The 19445-nt window shown below is 43.3% G+C and carries 16 protein-coding genes; 15 read left to right on the top strand and 1 reads right to left on the bottom strand.

Translation table 11 applies throughout. The features are described from left to right. The first annotated feature begins 18 nt into the window (after positions 1-18). The 15 genes from J8L98_RS18485 to J8L98_RS18415 all read left to right on the top strand — a co-directional run bounded on the left by J8L98_RS18485 (position 19) and on the right by J8L98_RS18415 (position 17921). A complete protein-coding gene (locus J8L98_RS18485; RefSeq protein ID WP_210997650.1) occupies positions 19-1185 on the top strand; it encodes an acyl-CoA dehydrogenase family protein in 1167 nt (388 codons plus the stop codon). 11 nt (positions 1186-1196) lie between these two features. After that, positions 1197-4022 (top strand): aminotransferase class III-fold pyridoxal phosphate-dependent enzyme, encoded by a 2826-nt coding sequence (locus J8L98_RS18480; protein WP_210997649.1) that lies wholly within the window; start codon positions 1197-1199, stop codon positions 4020-4022. After that, the gene (locus J8L98_RS18475; RefSeq protein WP_210997648.1) at positions 3997-5076 is read left to right on the top strand and encodes a nitroreductase; all 1080 of its coding nucleotides are present in this window, start codon (positions 3997-3999) and stop codon (positions 5074-5076) included. Before J8L98_RS18480 ends, J8L98_RS18475 begins: the two co-directional genes overlap by 26 nt. A gap of 10 nt (positions 5077-5086) precedes the next feature. Continuing rightward, entirely contained in the window at positions 5087-5848 is a 762-nt protein-coding gene (locus J8L98_RS18470) for an outer membrane lipoprotein-sorting protein (RefSeq protein ID WP_210997647.1), read from the top strand. Between the two features lie 9 nt (positions 5849-5857). Further along, positions 5858-7267 carry an FtsX-like permease family protein gene (locus tag J8L98_RS18465; RefSeq protein WP_210997646.1) on the top strand — a complete coding sequence of 470 codons (1410 nt, stop codon included), beginning with the start codon at positions 5858-5860 and terminating at the stop codon, positions 7265-7267. Beyond that, positions 7264-8520 carry an FtsX-like permease family protein gene (locus J8L98_RS18460; protein WP_210997645.1) on the top strand — a complete coding sequence of 419 codons (1257 nt, stop codon included), beginning with the start codon at positions 7264-7266 and terminating at the stop codon, positions 8518-8520. Before J8L98_RS18465 ends, J8L98_RS18460 begins: the two co-directional genes overlap by 4 nt. A gap of 10 nt (positions 8521-8530) precedes the next feature. After that, positions 8531-9250, top strand: a complete 720-nt coding sequence (locus J8L98_RS18455; RefSeq protein WP_192509899.1) for an ABC transporter ATP-binding protein — start codon at positions 8531-8533, stop codon at positions 9248-9250. Next, on the top strand, positions 9247-10440 hold the full coding sequence (locus J8L98_RS18450) for a hypothetical protein (protein WP_210997644.1): 1194 nt from the start codon (positions 9247-9249) through the stop codon (positions 10438-10440). Before J8L98_RS18455 ends, J8L98_RS18450 begins: the two co-directional genes overlap by 4 nt. Before the next feature lie 9 nt (positions 10441-10449). Beyond that, positions 10450-11463 (top strand): class I SAM-dependent methyltransferase, encoded by a 1014-nt coding sequence (locus J8L98_RS18445; RefSeq protein ID WP_210997643.1) that lies wholly within the window; start codon positions 10450-10452, stop codon positions 11461-11463. 26 nt (positions 11464-11489) lie between these two features. Beyond that, the gene (locus J8L98_RS18440) at positions 11490-14186 is read left to right on the top strand and encodes a PEP/pyruvate-binding domain-containing protein (RefSeq protein ID WP_210997642.1); all 2697 of its coding nucleotides are present in this window, start codon (positions 11490-11492) and stop codon (positions 14184-14186) included. Continuing rightward, complete coding sequence (locus J8L98_RS18435; RefSeq protein WP_210997641.1) at positions 14187-14492, top strand: RedY protein; 306 nt, start codon at positions 14187-14189, stop codon at positions 14490-14492. Between the two features lie 9 nt (positions 14493-14501). After that, complete coding sequence (locus J8L98_RS18430) at positions 14502-15182, top strand: 4'-phosphopantetheinyl transferase family protein (RefSeq protein ID WP_210997640.1); 681 nt, start codon at positions 14502-14504, stop codon at positions 15180-15182. Continuing rightward, complete coding sequence (locus tag J8L98_RS18425) at positions 15163-16851, top strand: acyl-CoA dehydrogenase family protein (protein ID WP_210997639.1); 1689 nt, start codon at positions 15163-15165, stop codon at positions 16849-16851. The genes J8L98_RS18430 and J8L98_RS18425 overlap by 20 nt, the downstream gene beginning before the upstream one ends. A 105-nt stretch (positions 16852-16956) precedes the next feature. Next, positions 16957-17430: a histidine phosphatase family protein gene (locus J8L98_RS18420; protein WP_210997638.1), complete on the top strand. Its 474-nt coding sequence runs from the start codon at positions 16957-16959 to the stop codon at positions 17428-17430. A 50-nt stretch (positions 17431-17480) separates the two neighbouring features. Beyond that, entirely contained in the window at positions 17481-17921 is a 441-nt protein-coding gene (locus J8L98_RS18415) for an SRPBCC family protein (protein ID WP_192509892.1), read from the top strand. A gap of 5 nt (positions 17922-17926) precedes the next feature. Here J8L98_RS18415 and J8L98_RS18410 read toward each other — a convergent pair whose 3' ends face one another. Then, positions 17927-19420 (bottom strand): PLP-dependent aminotransferase family protein, encoded by a 1494-nt coding sequence (locus tag J8L98_RS18410; RefSeq protein ID WP_210997637.1) that lies wholly within the window; start codon positions 19418-19420, stop codon positions 17927-17929. Positions 19421-19445 lie beyond the last annotated feature (25 nt).

The following is a 19445-nucleotide window of genomic DNA, read 5'->3' as shown; positions in this document are numbered from 1 at the left end:
AGTATCAAGGAACCAACGATGAACTTTAACTTTACCGAAAAACAACAGCGTGTCGCAGACCAAGCAAAAATGATTGCTCAAACGTTAAATCTTGACGATTTAACGCAACGCGATTTGGCCGGTACATTTTCCAAGCCTTTATTTCGTCAATTGATCAACCAAGGCATTGGCAACTGGCTGCTGCCAATCAGTATGAAAGGCGACAACCTCAATGCCCTTGAGCTGACAGCTGGCATTGAATCATTAGCTGAGCATTGTGAAGACTCTGGACTAATTTTTGCACTTTCCGCCCATTTATGTGCCTGTGTCCATCCTATTCGCGCATTTGCGTCCGACCAGCAACAAGCACAGTGGTTACCAAAAATCACCAGTGAAGCATGGCTTGGCACCCACGCAATTACAGAACCTCAAGCGGGCTCTGATATTTACGCCATGACAACACGTGCCGAGAGAACTACCCAAGGGTTTGTTTTAAATGGGCACAAAGAATACATCACAAATGCACCTGCGGCCGACTTTGTGGTGGTACACCTTCGTACTGAAGATAGAGATAATTACTTTGATTATTCTACTTTTATTTTAGACGCCCATGAATGTGGCGTATCAATTTCAAAAACACCTCATAATAAATCAGGCTTACGCACAACCGCGATGGGCGATATATATTTCGACAACTGCCTATTACCCGAGTCGGCTCTTATTGGGCGTTTAGGCGCTGGCGCGCCAATTTTCCAGGTCTCTATGGAATGGGAGCGAGTGTGTTTGTTTGCACTTTATCTTGGACAAATGAAAAGGCAACTACAAAAAACAGCACGTTATATCAGTGAGCGAAACCAATTTGATGCTCCCCTATCCAGCTATCAGTCAGTACAACACCAATTATGCGACATGTATCTAAACTACGAGTCTAGCCGGCTGCTTTTATATAAGGCTGCCTGGTCCCTAGATAAAGGCGATGTGTCTGGTGTCGCCAGTAGTTTGGCAAAAATAACCGTGTCTCAGTCCGCGATTAGTAACGGCCAAACTGCCGTCCAGCTACATGGGGCTAAGGGAGTTTTAAGTGGTGATATTGAGCGAATGCTTCGAGATGCCATGCCCAGCGCCATTTTTTCTGGGACCACCAATGTGCTCAAAAACAATATCAGCAACACGCTCATCAAGCGCTTAAAAGCTCAGTGGATTTAGGAAAACAACATATGCAAATTCGATTAGGACAAGAAGTATTAAGCCGAGAAGACCTGCTAGATAGTGCTGGGCTATTAGTAGAGTTTACACAAGCTAAAGGAGATATGCTCACGTGGAAAAAAGATGACCAACAACATCAAGTATTAGATTTAGTAGGAGGCTTTGGTAGTACGTTACTGGGCCACAATCACCCTGAATTAGTACAAACAATGCAACAATTGCTTAGTGCTGAACGGCCAATGTGGGTGCAAGGTGCACAACGCCCAATGGCTCGTCAGTTGCGTGCTGTTTTGGCTGATAAACTTTACAGCGAAACACAAAAGCAATATCAAATTATATTATTAAATACAGGAACAGAGGCTGTAGAGGCGGCCTTGAAGCATGCACAATATGAATATTTTCAACGGCTCAGTAACGCACAAAAAGACTGTGCAGAAAACTGGCGCACGCTACTCGTTCGACTATCAAGTAATCATACACTACTCAATCGCGACTTTTTCACTGAATGCGAACAGTTACTTGAACAGGAGCCTATTGAAACGCTGGATGAGCTTAAATCTGCTATTGAATATAGAAACCAAATTGCATTTAATTTGCCAAGTAAAGTGGCGGCCTTTAAGGGCGCGTTTCACGGGAAAACCCGAGGGAGCCTGGCAACAACATATAATCGCGATGCGCGCTTGCCTTTTATATCAAACAATACTGATACCACTTTTATTAACGACACCAACGCGTTTATTGAAAAATTAAATACATGGCAAAGCCACTATTGGTATATTGAATTCTCACCTGTGCGTCTCGTGAAAAAACCAATAAATCAACTGGCGGCGTTAATTTATGAGCCCATCCAAGGAGAAGGTGGTGTCGTGCCACTATCCTCAGCACATATCTCATTATTGCAAAATATTCAAACTCACTACCCAGATACCGCCATTATTGCCGATGAGATTCAATGTGGGTTGGGCCGCACAGGTTCATTTTTGGAAAGCTCGAGGTTAAACACGCCAAATGACTACATAACCTTGGCGAAATCTTTAGGGGGTGGATTGTGCAAAATATCGGCGATAGCCATCGAAAAGAGTCGTTATCATAAAGAGTTCAGTATGCTACACAGTACCACATTTTCTGATGATGACCTAAGTAGCGCCGTCGCAATAAAAACTTTAGCACTGATTGACCGAGATGATATTGAACACAAAGCGAAACGTATTGGTGACGCATTTTTAAGTGCATTTTCAACGCTTGCGAAGGAATATCCCGATATGATCGCACATGTTCGGGGCAGTGGGTGTATGTTGGGAATAGAGCTGGCGTCACAAGCTAATCACCCCAGTGCCACTATCGCTAATTTAGACAGTGAAAATGTGCTCTCCATGACCTTAGCGGGTTATTTACTACATAAACACCACATTCGCGTATTACCATCTTTAGGTAAACGTAAAGTACTGAGAATGCAGCCTTCAGGTTACTTCTGTCTTACCCAAATCCCTAACGTGGTTAGCGCATTTCGAACCGCTTTTGACTTAATTCGCAGCCATCAAATTGCCCCTTTGTTGGCTCATTTAATTCACAGCGACGTAGCCGTTAGTCCTTGCAATAAAATCATGAATCATCCACAGCGTGATGAACCCATCAGCGCAGGAATTGATAAAGTCGCTTTTATTAGTCACCTAATTGATCTCAATAGCCTTAACGAAATTGACCCCGGTTGGGAGGTATTCGATGAATATGAGCAAGAAGAGCTCAATCAACATATTCTACCCGTCACCATTCCCAGTATATTAGCTAGAAGACGCGTCACCTCAAATACCGGAAAGCAAATTGAACTGGTATTATTCGGTATTCAGATGGATGCTGAAAGTATTGAAGCTGATAGGCGCTTCAATCAAGCTAAAGTCATTCGTAGCCAAGTCCATGAAGCCTACAGATTAGCGCGTGAAGAAGGATGTAAACTGGTTGGGTTTGGTGGCTATACCTCAATTGTTACCAACAACTGCTGCGACTTTACGTTCAATACACCTGCTGCAACATCAGGCAATGCCCTTACCGTCGCCGCCAGTATCAATACTGTTTTAAGTAGCGCAGTACGTCATGGTATTGATTTAGAACATGCGTCAATCGCAATATGTGGCGCTGCAGGCAATATTGGTCAAGTACACAGTGCTATTCTAGCGAAATATTGCCAATCTCTGTTACTAATAACACGCTCAGGCAGTGCAAATAACATTAACAAAACCCTCAATATTATTTGCGAAAATCTCTACTTAGCTGTAGATACGCAGCAAAAAGGAGGGAGGTTACTAAAAGCATGTCGAGACTGGTTATCCCCTCGTTTAGGCAATGAGACACCGAGCAGCTTGATCAAAGCATTACAACGTATGCTGCTCGCGCGTCAGCTGATCACTGTTAGTGAGCAATTTGAAACGTGTCAAACGGCCGATGTCATTGTCAGTAATACCAGTAGTCCAGCGACAGTTTTCACCCCCGCCTATATTGCCCAACATAAGCCAGTATTAATAAGTGATGTCGCAGTACCAAAAGATGTACCTGAAGACATTATATTGACCCGCCCCAATGTTAAATTGATCCGTGGCGGAGTCGTTAATTTACCTAATAATCCTCATTTCACTTTGCCTGGCATGTTACTGCCATCAGGCCAAGTATATGCTTGTTGCGGCGAAACAATGCTGCTTGGTTTAGCCGGTATATTTAGCCATTTCAGCATGGGCGCCCTGACCTGCTCGCAGGTAGAACAAGTGCAAGCTTTAGCGGCTATTCATGGCTTTGAACTCGATCAGGAGAAACCGCAAAATGACACCTTGCAAGCCGCTAGCTGATCTTGTTGCACAATGTGTGGAGTTGGCAAAACTCGTGCCCTCTTCACATAATTGTCAGCCTTGGCAGGTTCAATGGTACGCGCAAAGTGTACCATTTGATGGCTGCCTTCAAATTGGCTTTAACCGTGAAAATATGATTAATGCACTTCCTGCGTTACAGAACGAAATGTGGATGAGTTTGGCAGGCTTTAGTACGGTATTAATCAATTTGCTAGAGTCATTGGGGGCTAAGTGTGTGATATCGAGCCCAATAGTGCAAGGCGTTCATATTTCAGCCTGTGAACACAGCTATCTCTTAGAAGTCCATTTGAGCTATCACCCGACACAGCCTGATTTAGCCAAATTTCACCACATAAAGTCATTATTAGAACAACGACATACCCACAGAGGCGCACTACGTGGTTGTGCAAAATTAATGCCTCAGAAGCACATATTAACGACCGAACTTTGGCATAATCCGAACATTAGGTGGTTAAGCTTAGATACTCGCAAACACCAACAAACAGCTGAGCTTGTTAGTCAATTTGCCAGTCAAGATTTCAAACATGCCAATGCATGGAAAGAGACATATCGATTTATCGACTTCTCAAAGACACCGAATAGCGACCGAGGCTTCAATATTCAACAATTGATGGGACCAATGTCATTATTTAAGCGGCGCTTTCATCAAGTATTGCTCAACCCTATCACAATGACGTTATTAGAAAAGTTTGGACTTGCTGAGCATATGGCAAAAACACTGGGGGAGCTAACAGCACACAGTACACAAATTATTTGCCTATACCAAAATGCGCAACAGTCAACTTATGATTGGCTCTGTGCCGGACAAAAAATGATTGAAATGTGGTTACAAGCGACCGCGCAAGGGTTAGCAGTCCACCCGCTGAGTGTACTTCTGCAACACCCAGATGCGAAAGCAGCACTGCATCACAATTTAGGTCCGCAATACTTCCCTTTGTTTATTGCCAGAGTGGGCACCAGTGAAGCTAATCCCGGATTTACGTCTCAATTTAGATATCGCACATCATTGTCGCGCATATTAAAACAACACTAAAAGGATCATTATGAAACAACTCATTTTTCTCTTGATGTGCTTTGCCTCTTTTGGCAGTAAGGCACAAACAGATTTACCGTTAGGTCTTTGGATAGACAATGCTGAACGTATTTTACGCGCTCAAACCTCTGCTTCTGTTCTGAAAATGAATATTAATAAGGCCGAATACCAGCGTGATTTTACGTTATTGGTGCTTACTGACGATAGAAACGATACCCAAAAAGTGATGGTTCGTATGCTCGGGCCAGCATTATGGCGAGGCAATATGACGCTTAAAATCGATGACCGTATTTCATTTTTTGAACCTCGAAATAAACGCACGACAATTATGAGTAGTTCAATGTTGGCATCGAGTTGGATGGGCAGCCATTTTAGTAATGACGATCTGATGCGCGAAACTGATTTAGCAAGGCACTACAGCTATGAAGCAAAAGAAGCATGGCAAAAAGACGCTCGTAACTACCACCTAATTGAACTCACTCCACAGCCATCGGCGCCCGTTGTGTGGGCAAAGGTGCTATACAGACTATATATCGACAATGACCGTGTTTTTCCTGAACAAGTGACCTATTACCGACGAAAAGAGGACAAGCATCCAGAACGCACATTGACCTATTCAGAAGTAAAAAATATGGATGGCATGTTGGTACCCACCGTGATGGAAATGCGAGTCAGTGATAAACCTCAAGAGTTCACCCGTATGCACTATCAAAAAATTAAATTTAACACTGACCTCGCTGCAAGTAAGTTTTCAGAACAAGCATTTTTATAAGGGCAAAACATGAGACTATTTATAAAACTCGCTTGGCGAAATCTACTACGGAACCGCAAACGTAGTACAGTGACCGCATTGGGGATCACTTTAGGTATTGGCTTTTGTATCACCACCTTAGCCATCATGGATGGATTAAGTCATGATTTAGTCACTGGCACTACCGCAGGACAGGTCGGACATCTACAAATCCACCAGCAGGACTATTTAGCAAAACGCCAATTACAGCAAACCATTTCTCACGATACCGAGCTGCTCAACGTCTTGCGCGCCCGTAAAGATATTTCTGCCGTCGCGGCGAGATTATATAGTTTTGGCTATCTCAGTAAAAATGATAAATCTGTGGGTGTTAGTTTGTTCGGTGTTGAACCTCAGCACGAGCGTTTAGTCACAACATTGGCACAACAAATGGTCAGCGGTGAATTTTTAAGCAAACCGACTCCTTGGCCATTAAGTCGTCCATTGACCGATGCACAACTACGCTTAGATGAACAATTAACTGCACAAGCTGTCGCTGCCGCATTTGCTGAATTAGATGGCTTATCTTCGAATACCTCATCAACTCAACAACACACCAATCAACTGATTGACACACTCGCACCGTTACCGGATGTGCCACCAAAGGTTATTTTAGGTGTGAAATTGGCAAGAAATTTACAAGCCAATATAGGGGATGTTGTTACGTTATTGTATGAAACATCAATGGGAGTCCAACAATCGTTACAGCTAGAAGTAGCTGGTACCAGTCGTCAGGGTACTGATCTTATAGATCGAACTCGAATTATATTTCATTTAAATGACCTACAAAAACTGTTGCAGCTGCCCAAACAAAGTCATGAAATTGCCATCAAAACATATGACTTAACCACAGTGGCACGTACACAGAATGCCCTCACTCCGGTTATTGCAGAGCATAAGCAACCATTAACCGTACAAACTTGGTCACAGTTACGCCCAGATATACTGGCCTTGATCCAGTCAAATCAAGCGCTCATGGGCACGTTGGTGTTTATCATTTTCTTAATCGCTGGCGTCGGAGTAATGAATGCAATGCTGGTCAGTGTGATGGAACGCAAAAAAGAACTGTGCCTGCTCAAAGCGCTTGGTCTAAAAGGCAGTAATGTTGTGTGGGTGGTGACAATAGAAACCTTACTACTTACGCTTATCGCATCAATTGCTGGGCTTATCATGGGAATTACGCTGGGTAGCTATTTACAACAGTATGGTTGGGATATTAGCCAATTTGGTGAATTTAGCTTGGCGGGTGTGGGTATGACCACCGCACTTAAAGCAAAATTAACATTAGATAACTTATTCACTCCTGTATTTGTCATGTTCATCATCGCATTGCTCGCCGCGCTATACCCTGCTTTGTCTGCCGCAAAATTAATACCAGCACAAGGAATGAGAAGCTCATGATACATAAGCTCGCATTACGAAACTTACTTAGAAATAAACGCCGTTCATGCTTAACGTCGGTTATCATTGTTTTTGCTTTTAGCATGATGGTTTTATTTATGGGCCTCTCTGATGGAGGCCATAAGGCCATGATTGATATTGGCGTACGCATGGGCTTAGGGCATATCATCGTGCAGCATAAATCCTTTAGTGATGACCCATCATTACAGCATTTAATCGTTCAACCAAACCAGTTAATTCAACAAATACGGCAAAATAAACCAGAGTTGACTGCCGTTTCACGATTACGCGTCGATGCACTCATTCAAGCTGGCCGCCATGGTGTTGCATTAACCATTTCTGGTGTAGAGCCTGCCAAAGAAGTCAAAATGTCAGCCATTGCCGACCAAAGAGCCATCACTAAAGGGAAAACGCTCGCTGAGTTCCCCCAAAGTAAACCATTCCACCACCTTGATGGCATTGTCATAGGCGAAACCTTGGCTAATAACTTGGAAGTACGTGTTGGAGATACAGTCACAATCACAGCTAAACCAGCCAGTGGCGCCGATTTATCCCGCGCAGCATTTGTGGTAGCCGGTATTTTCAAAACCGGCTTACATGAGCTCGATACATTCTGGGCTGAGGTCCCGCTACACACTTTGCAAACACTGTTAGGGGTACCAGATCAAGTCAGTCAAATTAGTCTATACAGTCTAGAAACACCTGAAAGCTTAGCCCACACCACCACGCAACTTCAAACGTCATTCAACCATGTGAACATATCACCATGGCAAACTGCCGCTCCCGAACTCTATTCGGCCGTCACGCTCGATGCTGCTGGTATGTACCTACTGATGCTTATCGTCTATGTCGTAGTCGCGGTTGGTATCTTGAATACGGTGTTGATGTCGACTTTTAAGCGGAAAAAAGAATTCACAATGATGATAGCACTTGGTTCAAGGCCCAGTACCGTATCAAAAATTGTGCTACTAGAAGCGGTATATCTCAGTGCTTTTTCTCTCACGCTTGGCCTTGCTTTAGGTTTGTGGGGACATCACCACTTTGCAACGCAAGGTCTAGACTTTAAAGAGGTTTTTGGCACTGCAATGGAAGCAGGTGGGGTATTATTACCTGACAAATTTTACTCAATATTAGACGCAAGCAAACTATCACTTAGCGTTCTATTTGTTTTTCTGCTTACTCTTGTTGTTACTTTGATCCCTGCGATCCGTGCAGGTCACCGTTCACCGCTTGCTGCAGCCCAAGATGCCTAAAGGAATAATCATGATCACTCTTAATAAAATTAATAAAGTTTTTGCCGACAAGCACCAATCTTTCCACTGTCTCAAAGAGATAGATTTGACGGTTAAACAAGGCGAATTCACAGTTATCGCAGGACCTTCAGGTTCAGGAAAATCCACCCTGCTCAATATTATTGGTATGTTAGATCAGCCTACAAATGGAACCTATCAATTTGATAACAAAGAGGTTGCTAAATTCAGTAATAATAAATTGGCAGACATCCGCCGAGAAAAAATTGGCTTTGTATTTCAGGCATATAACTTAATGCCGGTCCTAACTGCTTTGGAGAATACTGAAATGATAATGGAATTCTCTGGTATCGATAAAAAGCAAAGAAAACAACGCGCCATAGAAACGCTTGAAGCCGTTGGGTTAGGTGAATTTAAAGACCGCTTCCCAGCACAACTCAGTGGCGGCCAACAACAGCGCGTAGCCGTTGCACGCGCTATTGCAGCTAAGCCTTTGTTAGTCATTGCAGATGAACCTACAGCAAACCTAGACTCACGCGCCACCGAAAGCTTACTGGATCTCATGGTGTCCTTGAACCAAAAGCAAGGGATCACGTTTATATTCAGCTCTCATGATCCCCGTGTTATCGAACGTGCACACCGCGTTATTCATCTACAAGATGGCAAAGTCATCCGTGACGAACAATTGCAACATATCTCATCGACACATTCGCCGGCGGCAATCCCATCGTGATAAAAAAAGTACTCATCAGTACCTGCATATTAATGCAGGTTACCAGCACCGCGTTCGAAGATGACTTTGATCTGCTATTAGAATCACAAAGCTCGCCAGCACCCAAGTGGTCTGGCGTGTATGAAGCTAATATCGTTGCCATTGATGGCCATGACCGCGCTGCACTTGGCTCCAATCAATTCGTTCGATTAGAATCGCAGTCCTACCTTTTGCAAGGCGAGTGGGTAAATCATGCACAAATTGATTTCGATTACGTGGATAATCAATCGGCATTATCCATGTTCACACCGTCACCAGTTGTTGACCGTAAACTCGCTGCGACATGGCAAGATGAACACAGCCATCATCAATGGCTCGGACAGCTTGATTGGAGTTACTGGCAACGCCGTTTTTCTCGTAGCAGTCTCACGCTTGGTCGACAGCCGATCACGATTGGTCTGGGTCGGATTTTTTCACCAATTGACCCGCTTGGAGCATTTAACGTCTTCGATTTGGATAGGCTATACAAGTCAGGCGTAGATGCCATTAAATACGACTATTTCTTCCCCAATACAGTACAAACCCAGAGCGTTATCACTGTAAATAATAATGGCCACGTCAATCTGCTACAAACGCTAAAGGGAAGCTTACAGCAGGGTGTTTGGCTGCTGACTCTGGCAAACCGAGAGTCACAGCAATACGCCTCTTTGAGTACACAGCATTTCATCGACTGGCTCAACGTTGATGCATATGCCGAGTACTTATACGGTGATTTATCACAAACCAGTAAACAACTTTTTGAGCAATCATCCCAGCAACGCATGCTGCTAGGGTTAAGTAGGAAACTCGGTGCCAATGGCATGTTGATCATCGAATGGACTCAACAAACGCTGGCAGCCGACACTGCTTCTGATTATCTGCTTTGGCAACAACGTTACGCACAAAGCAACATTTCCAACCTCGGAATTGCTAAGCGTTACATGGCGGTTTCTTTCACTGATGAATGGAGCGATTTAACTCGCTATGAATTATTGGCAATCCAAAACCTAATTGACAACCACGTTAACATTTCAGCCGTAATTACCCATTCTGCAAGTGACAACTTACAAATACGACTCGCGCTGGCCTATACCCCACAGAAAGGGCAAAGAAACAGTGAATTTGAACAGTTTTCAGATCTTTTGCAGTTTGGGATCCGTTACTATTTTTAAGGATAAATGATGCAATTAAGCACTTTAAGAAAGCTCATCTTTGATAAAAATATCTTTGCGTTCCTGCGCCTTGGAAAGCAAGTAGATACCGTATATCGAACCAGCTTTGTCACCGCAGCAAACTCCAGTGGTTTACTCAACAGTTTGAGTCAAGCTGAACAAAGCTTAGACCAGTTACAGCAGCAACTCACCATTGAAGACAATAAACGAGATGCGCTTGAGGCTTGGTTAGAATGTGGTGTACGTTTAGGTGAGCTTGGGTTTAGCGCAGGCCGATATCGTTTAAAAGGTAAACTAAGTCGTCACTTAGCTAAACAAGAAAATCAAATTGCTGCGGCCATGTTCGAAGAAGCCATTCGTTATCATTATGACGCGCTACTGAGTGCCCCAACTCGAATGAAACAAAACAACGCTTACCAACTCTCAGACCAAGACGGTAAAGTGATTGCCCAGTCATCCCAAATTTTAGAACCTTTCGTGGAAGAAGCCATCGAGTGGGGACTAAAAAAGCAACCTCAACCGAAGGCCATTTTAGAAGTCGGGTGTGGTGCTGGCAAGTATTTAGTGTACCTCAGTAAACGTCTTAACAGTTGCGATATTACCGCAATTGATTATCAAGCTGATGTTGTTGCCCACGCTAGTCAAACCTTAATTAAGCACGGTATCAAAGGTGTCGATTTACGCCATCAATCATTCTTTGATTTACAAGGCGAATCACACTATGACCTGATCACGTTACATAACAATATTTATTACTTCACTGAGAGCCAGCGAAAAGCAGTGCTAGCCAAAGCCCACTCGCTTCTCAAACCGGGTGGACAGCTACTCATGACCACCAGTTGCCAAGGGGGCAGTAGCGCCATCACGGCGTTAAATCTCTGGTTCAGCTTAAGTGATATTGGCGGGGCATTGCCTGATGTTGAACAACTTAAACGCTCGCTCACTCGCACGGGCTTTTCTCAAGTCAACAGTAAACGCTTAATGCCCGGTGAAAGCTACTTTGCATTTTTGGCACAAAAATAAGTTATTTCTTGCGTAAGGACATACACATGACAATTCATTCTCTTGCCATTAAACAACCGCTCTGTGAGGGCATTATTCATTTTGATACTCGGCGCAGTGCGCGTGCCGAACAGGTCGGTGGTAAAGGTGCGTCACTAATTGCGATGCACAATGCTGGCTTACCAGTCCCCAATGGCTACTGCATCAGTGTCGCATTATTTGAAGAATTTCTTGAGCAAACTCAGCTACTTGTACACTTTGATCTGAACCAGGGCGCGACACAATGGCGCGCACTGGCTGAGGCTATTTTGATAGCCAGTATACCAGAGCACATCGCTGAGCAAATCAGTAATGCCGCATCCCTATTAATTGGCCCTGTTGCAGTGCGTTCTTCTGCAACGGATGAAGACAGCGAAAGCCACTCATTTGCAGGCCAACACCTGACTAAACTTGCAGTAGAAGGCACCGACAATATATTACAGGCAGTTAAAGCTTGTTGGGCTTCGGCATTGAGTGACGCCGCATTTCAATATCGGCAAACCTTGGGCCAAGCAACTGAGCTGCCAAAAATTGCTGTAGTTGTCCAGCAAATGCAATTTGGTGATGTATCCGGAGTGGCATTTGGCCAACACCCAACCACACTCGAACAAAATGCATTTATTATTGAAGGCTGTTACGGTTTATGTGAAGGGCTAGTTTCAGGCCAAGTGAGCAGTGATAGTTATCATATTGATAAAACGCATGGCGAGTTACTTGCGCATGCAACCCAACCAAAGCAACATCAAGTCGTTTATCTTAATGGCGATATAAAAAAGCTTTCAGTTCCACCAACTTTACAAAATGAGCCAGTACTCAACCATATTGATCAACAAGCTCTGTATAGTGTGCTCCGTCAAATCGAGTCTTATTTTGGCCGTCCGCAAGATGTCGAATGGACAATCAGTGACGGCAAAGTCTGGCTACTACAAAGTCGACCTATTACCAGTCAAAAAGTGAAACCAGAGCCTTTTTATTTAGGTAATAAATCAATGCACGTACAAAAAGACATTCTCTGGTCTCGTATGGACATTGGTGAAATATTTACCGGTCGTATGACACCATTGGGACTGTCATTTGCCCAGTACTATCAAACCCGTGTACACATTGATTGCGGTAAAAAGCTTGGTTTACTGGATCTCGGTGAAGCCAATGAAACTATCGCTTATTACAAAGGTCACGTTTATTTAAACGTATCGTATACAGCGTGGCAGCTATCTCAAACTCCTGTCGGAGCAGACCAAACCCCATTTTTAGCACGCTTTAGTAGTGAAGCCATCGACCTAACTGGATATGAAAACCCCTACGGTACCGCTCACAGCCATCCCGATATGACACCTAAACAGTGTTTAAAGTATTGGATCAAGCAAAATATTAAAGAATTTTTTCAAGCAAAACGTCGTGCTAAATCAATGATAGCATCACGTTATGAAGAGTTTGATCGAGTCCAAGTTCAAGATATTACCGCGTTGTCTCACGAAGCACTCAACGATGAATTTACACATTGCTTAACGTATTTTAAAACCATGCACGAAGGTTATTTACCCTATTATATCAATGCGTTTGCCTGTTATGGGTTATTGGAAGAGCTCAGTGCTAAATGGTTAGGCGATAAAAGTAAGCACCTACAAAATAAAATTAAAGGTGACATGTCAAACTTGCGAACCGTCGCCAGTGCACAAGAGCTTTGGCAATTGTGTAAAGTACTAAATGCATGGCCTCAGGTTAAAGATGTATTTACGAACAAAACGATTTCTGAAATTGAAGACTTCCTCACCACGACCTCACTCGGACTGAGATTTTCGCAAGGCCCTTTGGCCAATTTTATGCGCGATAATGGTGTACGTGGCCGTGAAGAAATGGAACTCACAAACCCACGTTGGTTAGACGATAGAACCTACGTGCTACAAATGATAAAGCTCTATCTAAAACAAGGCTATGAAGTTGATGGTGCCTTGGCTGAACAAACACAAAAACAGCAAAAAATCAGTCGTGATCTACTGAATGAACTGAGCTGGACACAACGTTTTACAATTAACCGAGTTATTTCACTATATTGTGGATGTGCCAAATTACGCGAAGAAACACGTATGAGTATGACCACCTCAATTTGGTTAATTCGTCGCGTAGTGTATGAAGTCGCCAGACGTTTATTGCAAAAAGGACTGTTAACCCATCTTGACGACGTCGCGTATCTCGATTTTGAAAACATCATTAAATACTTAGACAAGCGCTGCACAGCCGAACACCTCGTCGATCAAGCGCAACTTAATAAGCATCGCACGCAATACCAGCAATGGCAAACACAACCAGAGCCACCGCTGACTTTCATTGGTCAACCTAACAGTCAACCTGATCTTATTTTTGATCCGAGCTTAACGTCGTTACAGGGGTTAACGACCTCAGAAGGTTTTTGCAGAGCACGTGCCTGCGTGATCACCGATTTAGCAACCCAAGCCAGCGACTTTCAAAAAGGCGATATCCTGGTTGCGCCCTTCACCGATGCCTCGTGGACCCCACTGTTTGCACTTGCCAGTGCGGTTGTTACGGATATTGGCTCAATGCTATCTCATAGTTCAATTGTCGCCCGTGAATTTGGGATTCCGTGTGTGGTAAATACCCACCACGCCAGCACCCTGATCAACACCGCAGACGTAGTCACTATTGATGCCCATAGAGGGCTGGTAATTGTAGATAAGGAAGATTAAATGCCGATTATTATCGATAAAATAAAATTGAAATCAACCGCACATAGAGCGCAGTTTGAACAGTGGGTCACAGACACGGATTACGTCGCATGTCATGATTTACAAACCGTAAAACGTTTTGTGGTGAGTAAAGTACATAACCTAGATTATGACTATGTAGAAGTTGTATCCGTCACGTCATTGGCTGAATTCGAGTTAGAAACCCATACTCCTTTGTTTCAGTCTCTAGTCGAAAGATTCACACAAATGGCAGATGTGGTGGAAACCATCCACGCAGATGAGCTCATGCCGGGTTATCAATGGTGATCATCTAATATGCTTACGCAACTTAAATCATCTCCCACACATGAGGTCTATGCACTCCATTTACCGCAGTTAAAGCTGCGGTTAATGGTCCCTGCTATGAAGCTACAGCTCATGTCACATTTATCTGATGATGAGCTTGCCACATATCATGACTTTACATTCAAACAACCGGCTCTGCGCTGGCTCGGTGCGCGTCTTAGTGCCAAATGGTTATTAAAAAACCACGTTCACTCTCATCTAAAGACCCATCAATTATCATTAATTAAGAATAATAAAGGCGCCCCTTTTTGTGCAGTTTCTGGTCTACCAGTAGGCCTCAGTCACACCGCTGAGTTGGCCATTGCGGCACTGTGTACTGGCACATTCGGCATTGATACCGAACACCAGTCAAGGTTTAATAACACACCCGCTCCTTGGCTAACTCCCGGTGAACAAGTATGTTTGAGTACACTGGAAAAACGCACTGCAACCCAGTTATGGTGTATTAAAGAAGCGCTTTATAAAGCTATTGGGCATGGCCCTTTCCTTACATTTTGTCAAGCTGTTTCCGTTGTAAAATGGCAACCAAATAGCATCATCATTAACAACAATCTCTACACACAAATCACGCATTGGCAATATCAGGCGTGGCAACTTCATCAACACGATATTTTATTATTAGAACCTAATTATGACGCATCTTACTCCTGATTTTTTACATCATGTTCAGTTACTTGAAAACACCCTCGGCGACCCAACCGATGCGAGCAATACCATTCACTTTGCACGGTCTGTCGCGCTGGATGAAACACAGCAATTTCCAGAAGAATATATCAGTTATTTAACCCACATCGGGTATTTTCGCTACTTTGTTCCACAAGAGTTGGGGGGGCAATTAGGTGAGTTTTCAGAGCTACTGCTTATGTGCAGAGCACTCTCTCGTCGAGATTTGACCGCAGCCATTGCAACTGGGCAAACCATGTTAGGTGCACTGCCTATTTGGTTATGTGCTAATCAGACGCAAAAAAAGCAATTAGCTAAACATATACTCGAAGGCCATTTAGGCTGCTTGGCGCTCACCGAAAAACGCCATGGCAGTAACTTATTGGCCAGTGAAGTCAGTGCGACGCCCTGCACCGATGGTTACCTGCTAAATGGCGAAAAGTGGCTTATCAACAATGCAACTGAGGGCCACACTATGACTATTCTGGTTCGCAAATACGATAGCAATCAACGTGAATCGCTTGCAGTATTTCTACTAGATAAAACTCAGCTTACTGATTATGAAGCAATCGAGAAAATTAACACTCATGGGATCCGATGCGCAGATATCAGTGGAGTTCGTTTCAATAACACAAAAGTGCCCAAGTCAGCACTGATTGAAACCAATGAACCCGGTATGTATGGCGTGCTTAAAGCATTGCAAATTTCACGCATATTATGTGCGGGCTTTTCATTGGGGGCTTTTGATACCTGCTTACGCTTAACGTATGACTTTGCAAAGTCCCGCGCTTTATACCAAAAAACCGTACTTGATATGCCAACGGTGAAGCAAGGTCTTGGCCGCAGTTTTGCGAAGCTAATTGTTGCTGAAATGGTGTCTTTAGCCAGTAGTAAAGCCATTAGTTATGCTAGTAAAAGTTTAAGCGTCTATTCTGCATGTTGTAAATATTGGGTGCCTAAAACCACTGAGTTAGCGATTGACGAACTAAAAGTCATTTTAGGCGCTCGGTATTATTTACGTGAAGAGTACCAAGCGGGTATATTTCAAAAAATGCAAAGGGACAATGCCGTTGTCTCTTTGTTTGATGGCAGTAGTCAGTTGAATCTCGGGTTGATATCGTCACAAACTAATGCCATTGCAGCCAAATTGCTGGCTCAAGTGGAGCTTCATCAAGACTTAGAGCTGTGGTTCAGCCTAGATACCACCAAACCAGTAGCAAACCTTGATAGCCATGATTTATCAATAAATAACATGGGTAATGATCCGGTTCTATCGTCATTTCTCGCCATCACCGAGCAACTCCATGAACATACAGTAACCGCGTCTTTAGCGCAGCAATTCGCAGTCCTGAAACAGCAAATTTTAAGCTGGTGCGATTGCGTACAAACGCTTCAACATAGTGAACAAAACGAACCAACAAGTATCGCTCGCTTTGCGATAACCAAACAATATACACAACTATTTGCAGCGAGTTGCTGTGCACTATTCATTGTTTATAACCCTGAACATCCCTTGCTTAGCAATAACACGATTGCTGAAGATCTATTGCAGGTTACTCTAAATGACTCTGATTTGTTCGAACCAAGTGAGGCACTACTTCACACACTCAACACACAGCATCAAACGCAAGCTATTTATTCATTATTAAATTTCTGATGTTAAAGATAAAGTTACGCACTTTGGCAGGGAAACCTGCCTATTTGCTTCACGCTTTTCTCTTTGGTAAAGTCTCTAAAAATCAACAAGCTTACGTTTCATATCATGAAAATTATACTCATCGGATTGCTGTGTACATTAACAACTTGGCACGCTTTTTCACAGCCTGACCACATTATTTTATTTCGACATGCAGAAAAAATGCAAGGGAAAGACCCACACCTCACAGCCAAAGGTCAAGAACGCGCTAAGCGATTAGCGACGATGGTGCAGTCCTATGCGCCTAAACATTTGTTTAGTACCAATTATAACCGCACGCAGCAAACGATTTTACCGCTGGCTAAAAAAGTTGCTCTACCCGTTACCCACTATGAGCCGCATGATCTGAGTACTTTCGCTGACAATATACGAAAACTCACAGGCACGGTAGCGATTGCTGGTCACAGTAATACAACGCCGGCGCTCATAAAGCTATTAAGTGGTCACATTGTGACAATTAACGAAAATCAATTTAGTAAAGTCTTTATTTTGACACCTAATCAATCACAGTGGAAAATGCAAAAATTATCATCCAATTAGCTTACTAATCAACTACACTGACATTAAGTAACCTGCCGAGTAACCCTGTTATGAAAGTCAGTGTCAGTGCGTTTTTCCCCGCCAAAGCCGAGCATGTATGGTCTATCATTACCGACATCGACGGCGCACAACAACGCATACGCGCCATTAAAACCTTGCGTGTATTATCCCGACCTAGTTCAGGGTTGATTGGCCTAAAGTGGCAAGAAACACGCACCATGTTTGGTAAAGACGCCACAGAAACCATGTGGATCACCAGCGCACAAACCAACAAATATTACACCACATGCGCCCAAAGCCATGGCTGTATTTATATTACAACGTTAGAAATTATAGAAAAGTCCAAAGGGTGTGAACTAACAATGCATTTTAGGGCAGAAGCACATACAACACTGTCGAAAATACTCAACTGGGTATTTTCCCCTTTTATGAACCGGCAATTAAAAACAGCATTGTCACAAGACTTACTTGATCTGAAAAGTGCGCTTTAACATGCTCATAAATGATACAATTGCTCAATAATTATTTTTAATCCATGACTGGCGTTTTCACATGATTGGCCTGCAAAACCAAGGCGAAGGTGAGTATGTTTATTCTCAGCCAAGTTTAGCGACCGACTACTCTCATTAAAGTAGAATTCAGTTTGAGTTTGCACATAAACACCGTGTGACTTGACGCTTTCTTTTAACTTGCTGACATTGACCCCCATGTTCACCCACATTGCCATACCACCATCAGGTTTATCATAGGTAATTGGATATCCTTTTAATTGATATGACTTAAGCAAACTATCGAGGTGAGCGTATTTCTGCTTATACAATTTGGTCATGCGTTTTGAATGACGCTCAAACCCACCTTCTTTCATCCACTGAGCAACCGATAATTGCGTCAATACATCATTTTTATGATTAATCAACTGTTTAATGGCTTGTAATTGCGCCATGATCCCTGAACTACATGTCACGTAGCCAAGCCTTGCGCCTGCAAACATCAATTTTGAAAAGGTCGATACGTAAATTACAATGCCTGCGGGGTCATCGGATGCCAAAGGCGCAACCGGATGACATCGATAATGAAATTCGTGATCGTAGTCATCTTCTATAATTGCAACACCATGTTCGTAGCACAATTGATAAATTTGCATACGCCGAGTCATCGACAGTGTGACTGTTGTTGGATATTGATGAAGCGGCGTTAAGTACAATAGTTTTATCGGATATTGCTTAAGCTGCATGGCTAAATCATCCACACATAAACCTTCTTCATCCTGATGAATATCAATTAAAGATGCACCACATGCTGAAAATACTTTGCGAGCCGGCGGATAACCTAATGTTTCGACAGCAATAAAGTCTCCCTGTTTAACAAATGCTTTCGCAATTATGAACAGAGCTTCTTGCGAGCCATTACAGATCAATAGCTCCTTTGCATTCAAATTACGGGCTCGGTGCAAATAAGCCAAAATTTGTGACTTTAACTCAGGCACCCCAGCTGCTTCACCATAATGGAGTAAATTGGTATTGAGTCGCTGACAAGCACTGCTTGTCGCCCGTTTAAATTCTGCAAATGGAAACGCGGCCAGATCAGGCAAGCCACCAGCAAAATTATATTGATAATCGGCCAATGACATCGTCTTTTGAAATTTAATGTCGTTCGCAAAACTAAACTGGTAAGTGCTGTATTCACGCCCTCCTTCGGATTGAGTGTGTTTATTCTCACTGCGTGTAACACTTGAATCTATGGGTAGGCTATTTGTCACAAAATACCCTGCACGCTGACGAGACTCCAACCAGCCTTCGGCTACCAGTATTTGCAATGCGTTCATTACTGTATGGCGATTCAAAGCGTATATGTCAGCCATTTTGCGTGCCGAGCTGAGTTTTGTACCCGGTACTAAATCACCAGATTTGATGGCTTTTCTAAGCGCTTTTGCCAGTTGTAAATAACGTGCCGGCCCTATCGAACTAAATTCAATACTAATTGGGTTCATTGGTCTAATACATTGATTCAATTTG

This window comes from Pseudoalteromonas sp. MMG013, from assembly GCF_018100885.1.
Lineage (GTDB): Bacteria > Pseudomonadota > Gammaproteobacteria > Enterobacterales > Alteromonadaceae > Pseudoalteromonas > Pseudoalteromonas aurantia.
Note: the sequence above shows the minus strand (reverse complement) of the source record. Positions and strands in the feature narration are given on the sequence as shown.

What these genes read in the sequence shown, in the direction of transcription:
- J8L98_RS18465 (WP_210997646.1), top strand. Translation starts at nt 5,858, where the DNA reads ATGAGACTATTTATAAAACTCGCTTGGCGAAATCTACTACGGAACCGC.
- J8L98_RS18440 (WP_210997642.1), top strand. Translation starts at nt 11,490, where the DNA reads ATGACAATTCATTCTCTTGCCATTAAACAACCGCTCTGTGAGGGCATT.
- J8L98_RS18445 (WP_210997643.1), top strand. Translation starts at nt 10,450, where the DNA reads ATGCAATTAAGCACTTTAAGAAAGCTCATCTTTGATAAAAATATCTTT.
- J8L98_RS18480 (WP_210997649.1), top strand. Translation starts at nt 1,197, where the DNA reads ATGCAAATTCGATTAGGACAAGAAGTATTAAGCCGAGAAGACCTGCTA.
- J8L98_RS18415 (WP_192509892.1), top strand. Translation starts at nt 17,481, where the DNA reads ATGAAAGTCAGTGTCAGTGCGTTTTTCCCCGCCAAAGCCGAGCATGTA.
- J8L98_RS18425 (WP_210997639.1), top strand. Translation starts at nt 15,163, where the DNA reads ATGACGCATCTTACTCCTGATTTTTTACATCATGTTCAGTTACTTGAA.
- J8L98_RS18460 (WP_210997645.1), top strand. Translation starts at nt 7,264, where the DNA reads ATGATACATAAGCTCGCATTACGAAACTTACTTAGAAATAAACGCCGT.
- J8L98_RS18455 (WP_192509899.1), top strand. Translation starts at nt 8,531, where the DNA reads ATGATCACTCTTAATAAAATTAATAAAGTTTTTGCCGACAAGCACCAA.
- J8L98_RS18420 (WP_210997638.1), top strand. Translation starts at nt 16,957, where the DNA reads ATGAAAATTATACTCATCGGATTGCTGTGTACATTAACAACTTGGCAC.
- J8L98_RS18485 (WP_210997650.1), top strand. Translation starts at nt 19, where the DNA reads ATGAACTTTAACTTTACCGAAAAACAACAGCGTGTCGCAGACCAAGCA.
- J8L98_RS18410 (WP_210997637.1), bottom strand. Translation starts at nt 19,420, where the DNA reads ATGAACCCAATTAGTATTGAATTTAGTTCGATAGGGCCGGCACGTTAT.
- J8L98_RS18470 (WP_210997647.1), top strand. Translation starts at nt 5,087, where the DNA reads ATGAAACAACTCATTTTTCTCTTGATGTGCTTTGCCTCTTTTGGCAGT.
- J8L98_RS18475 (WP_210997648.1), top strand. Translation starts at nt 3,997, where the DNA reads ATGACACCTTGCAAGCCGCTAGCTGATCTTGTTGCACAATGTGTGGAG.
- J8L98_RS18430 (WP_210997640.1), top strand. Translation starts at nt 14,502, where the DNA reads ATGCTTACGCAACTTAAATCATCTCCCACACATGAGGTCTATGCACTC.
- J8L98_RS18435 (WP_210997641.1), top strand. Translation starts at nt 14,187, where the DNA reads ATGCCGATTATTATCGATAAAATAAAATTGAAATCAACCGCACATAGA.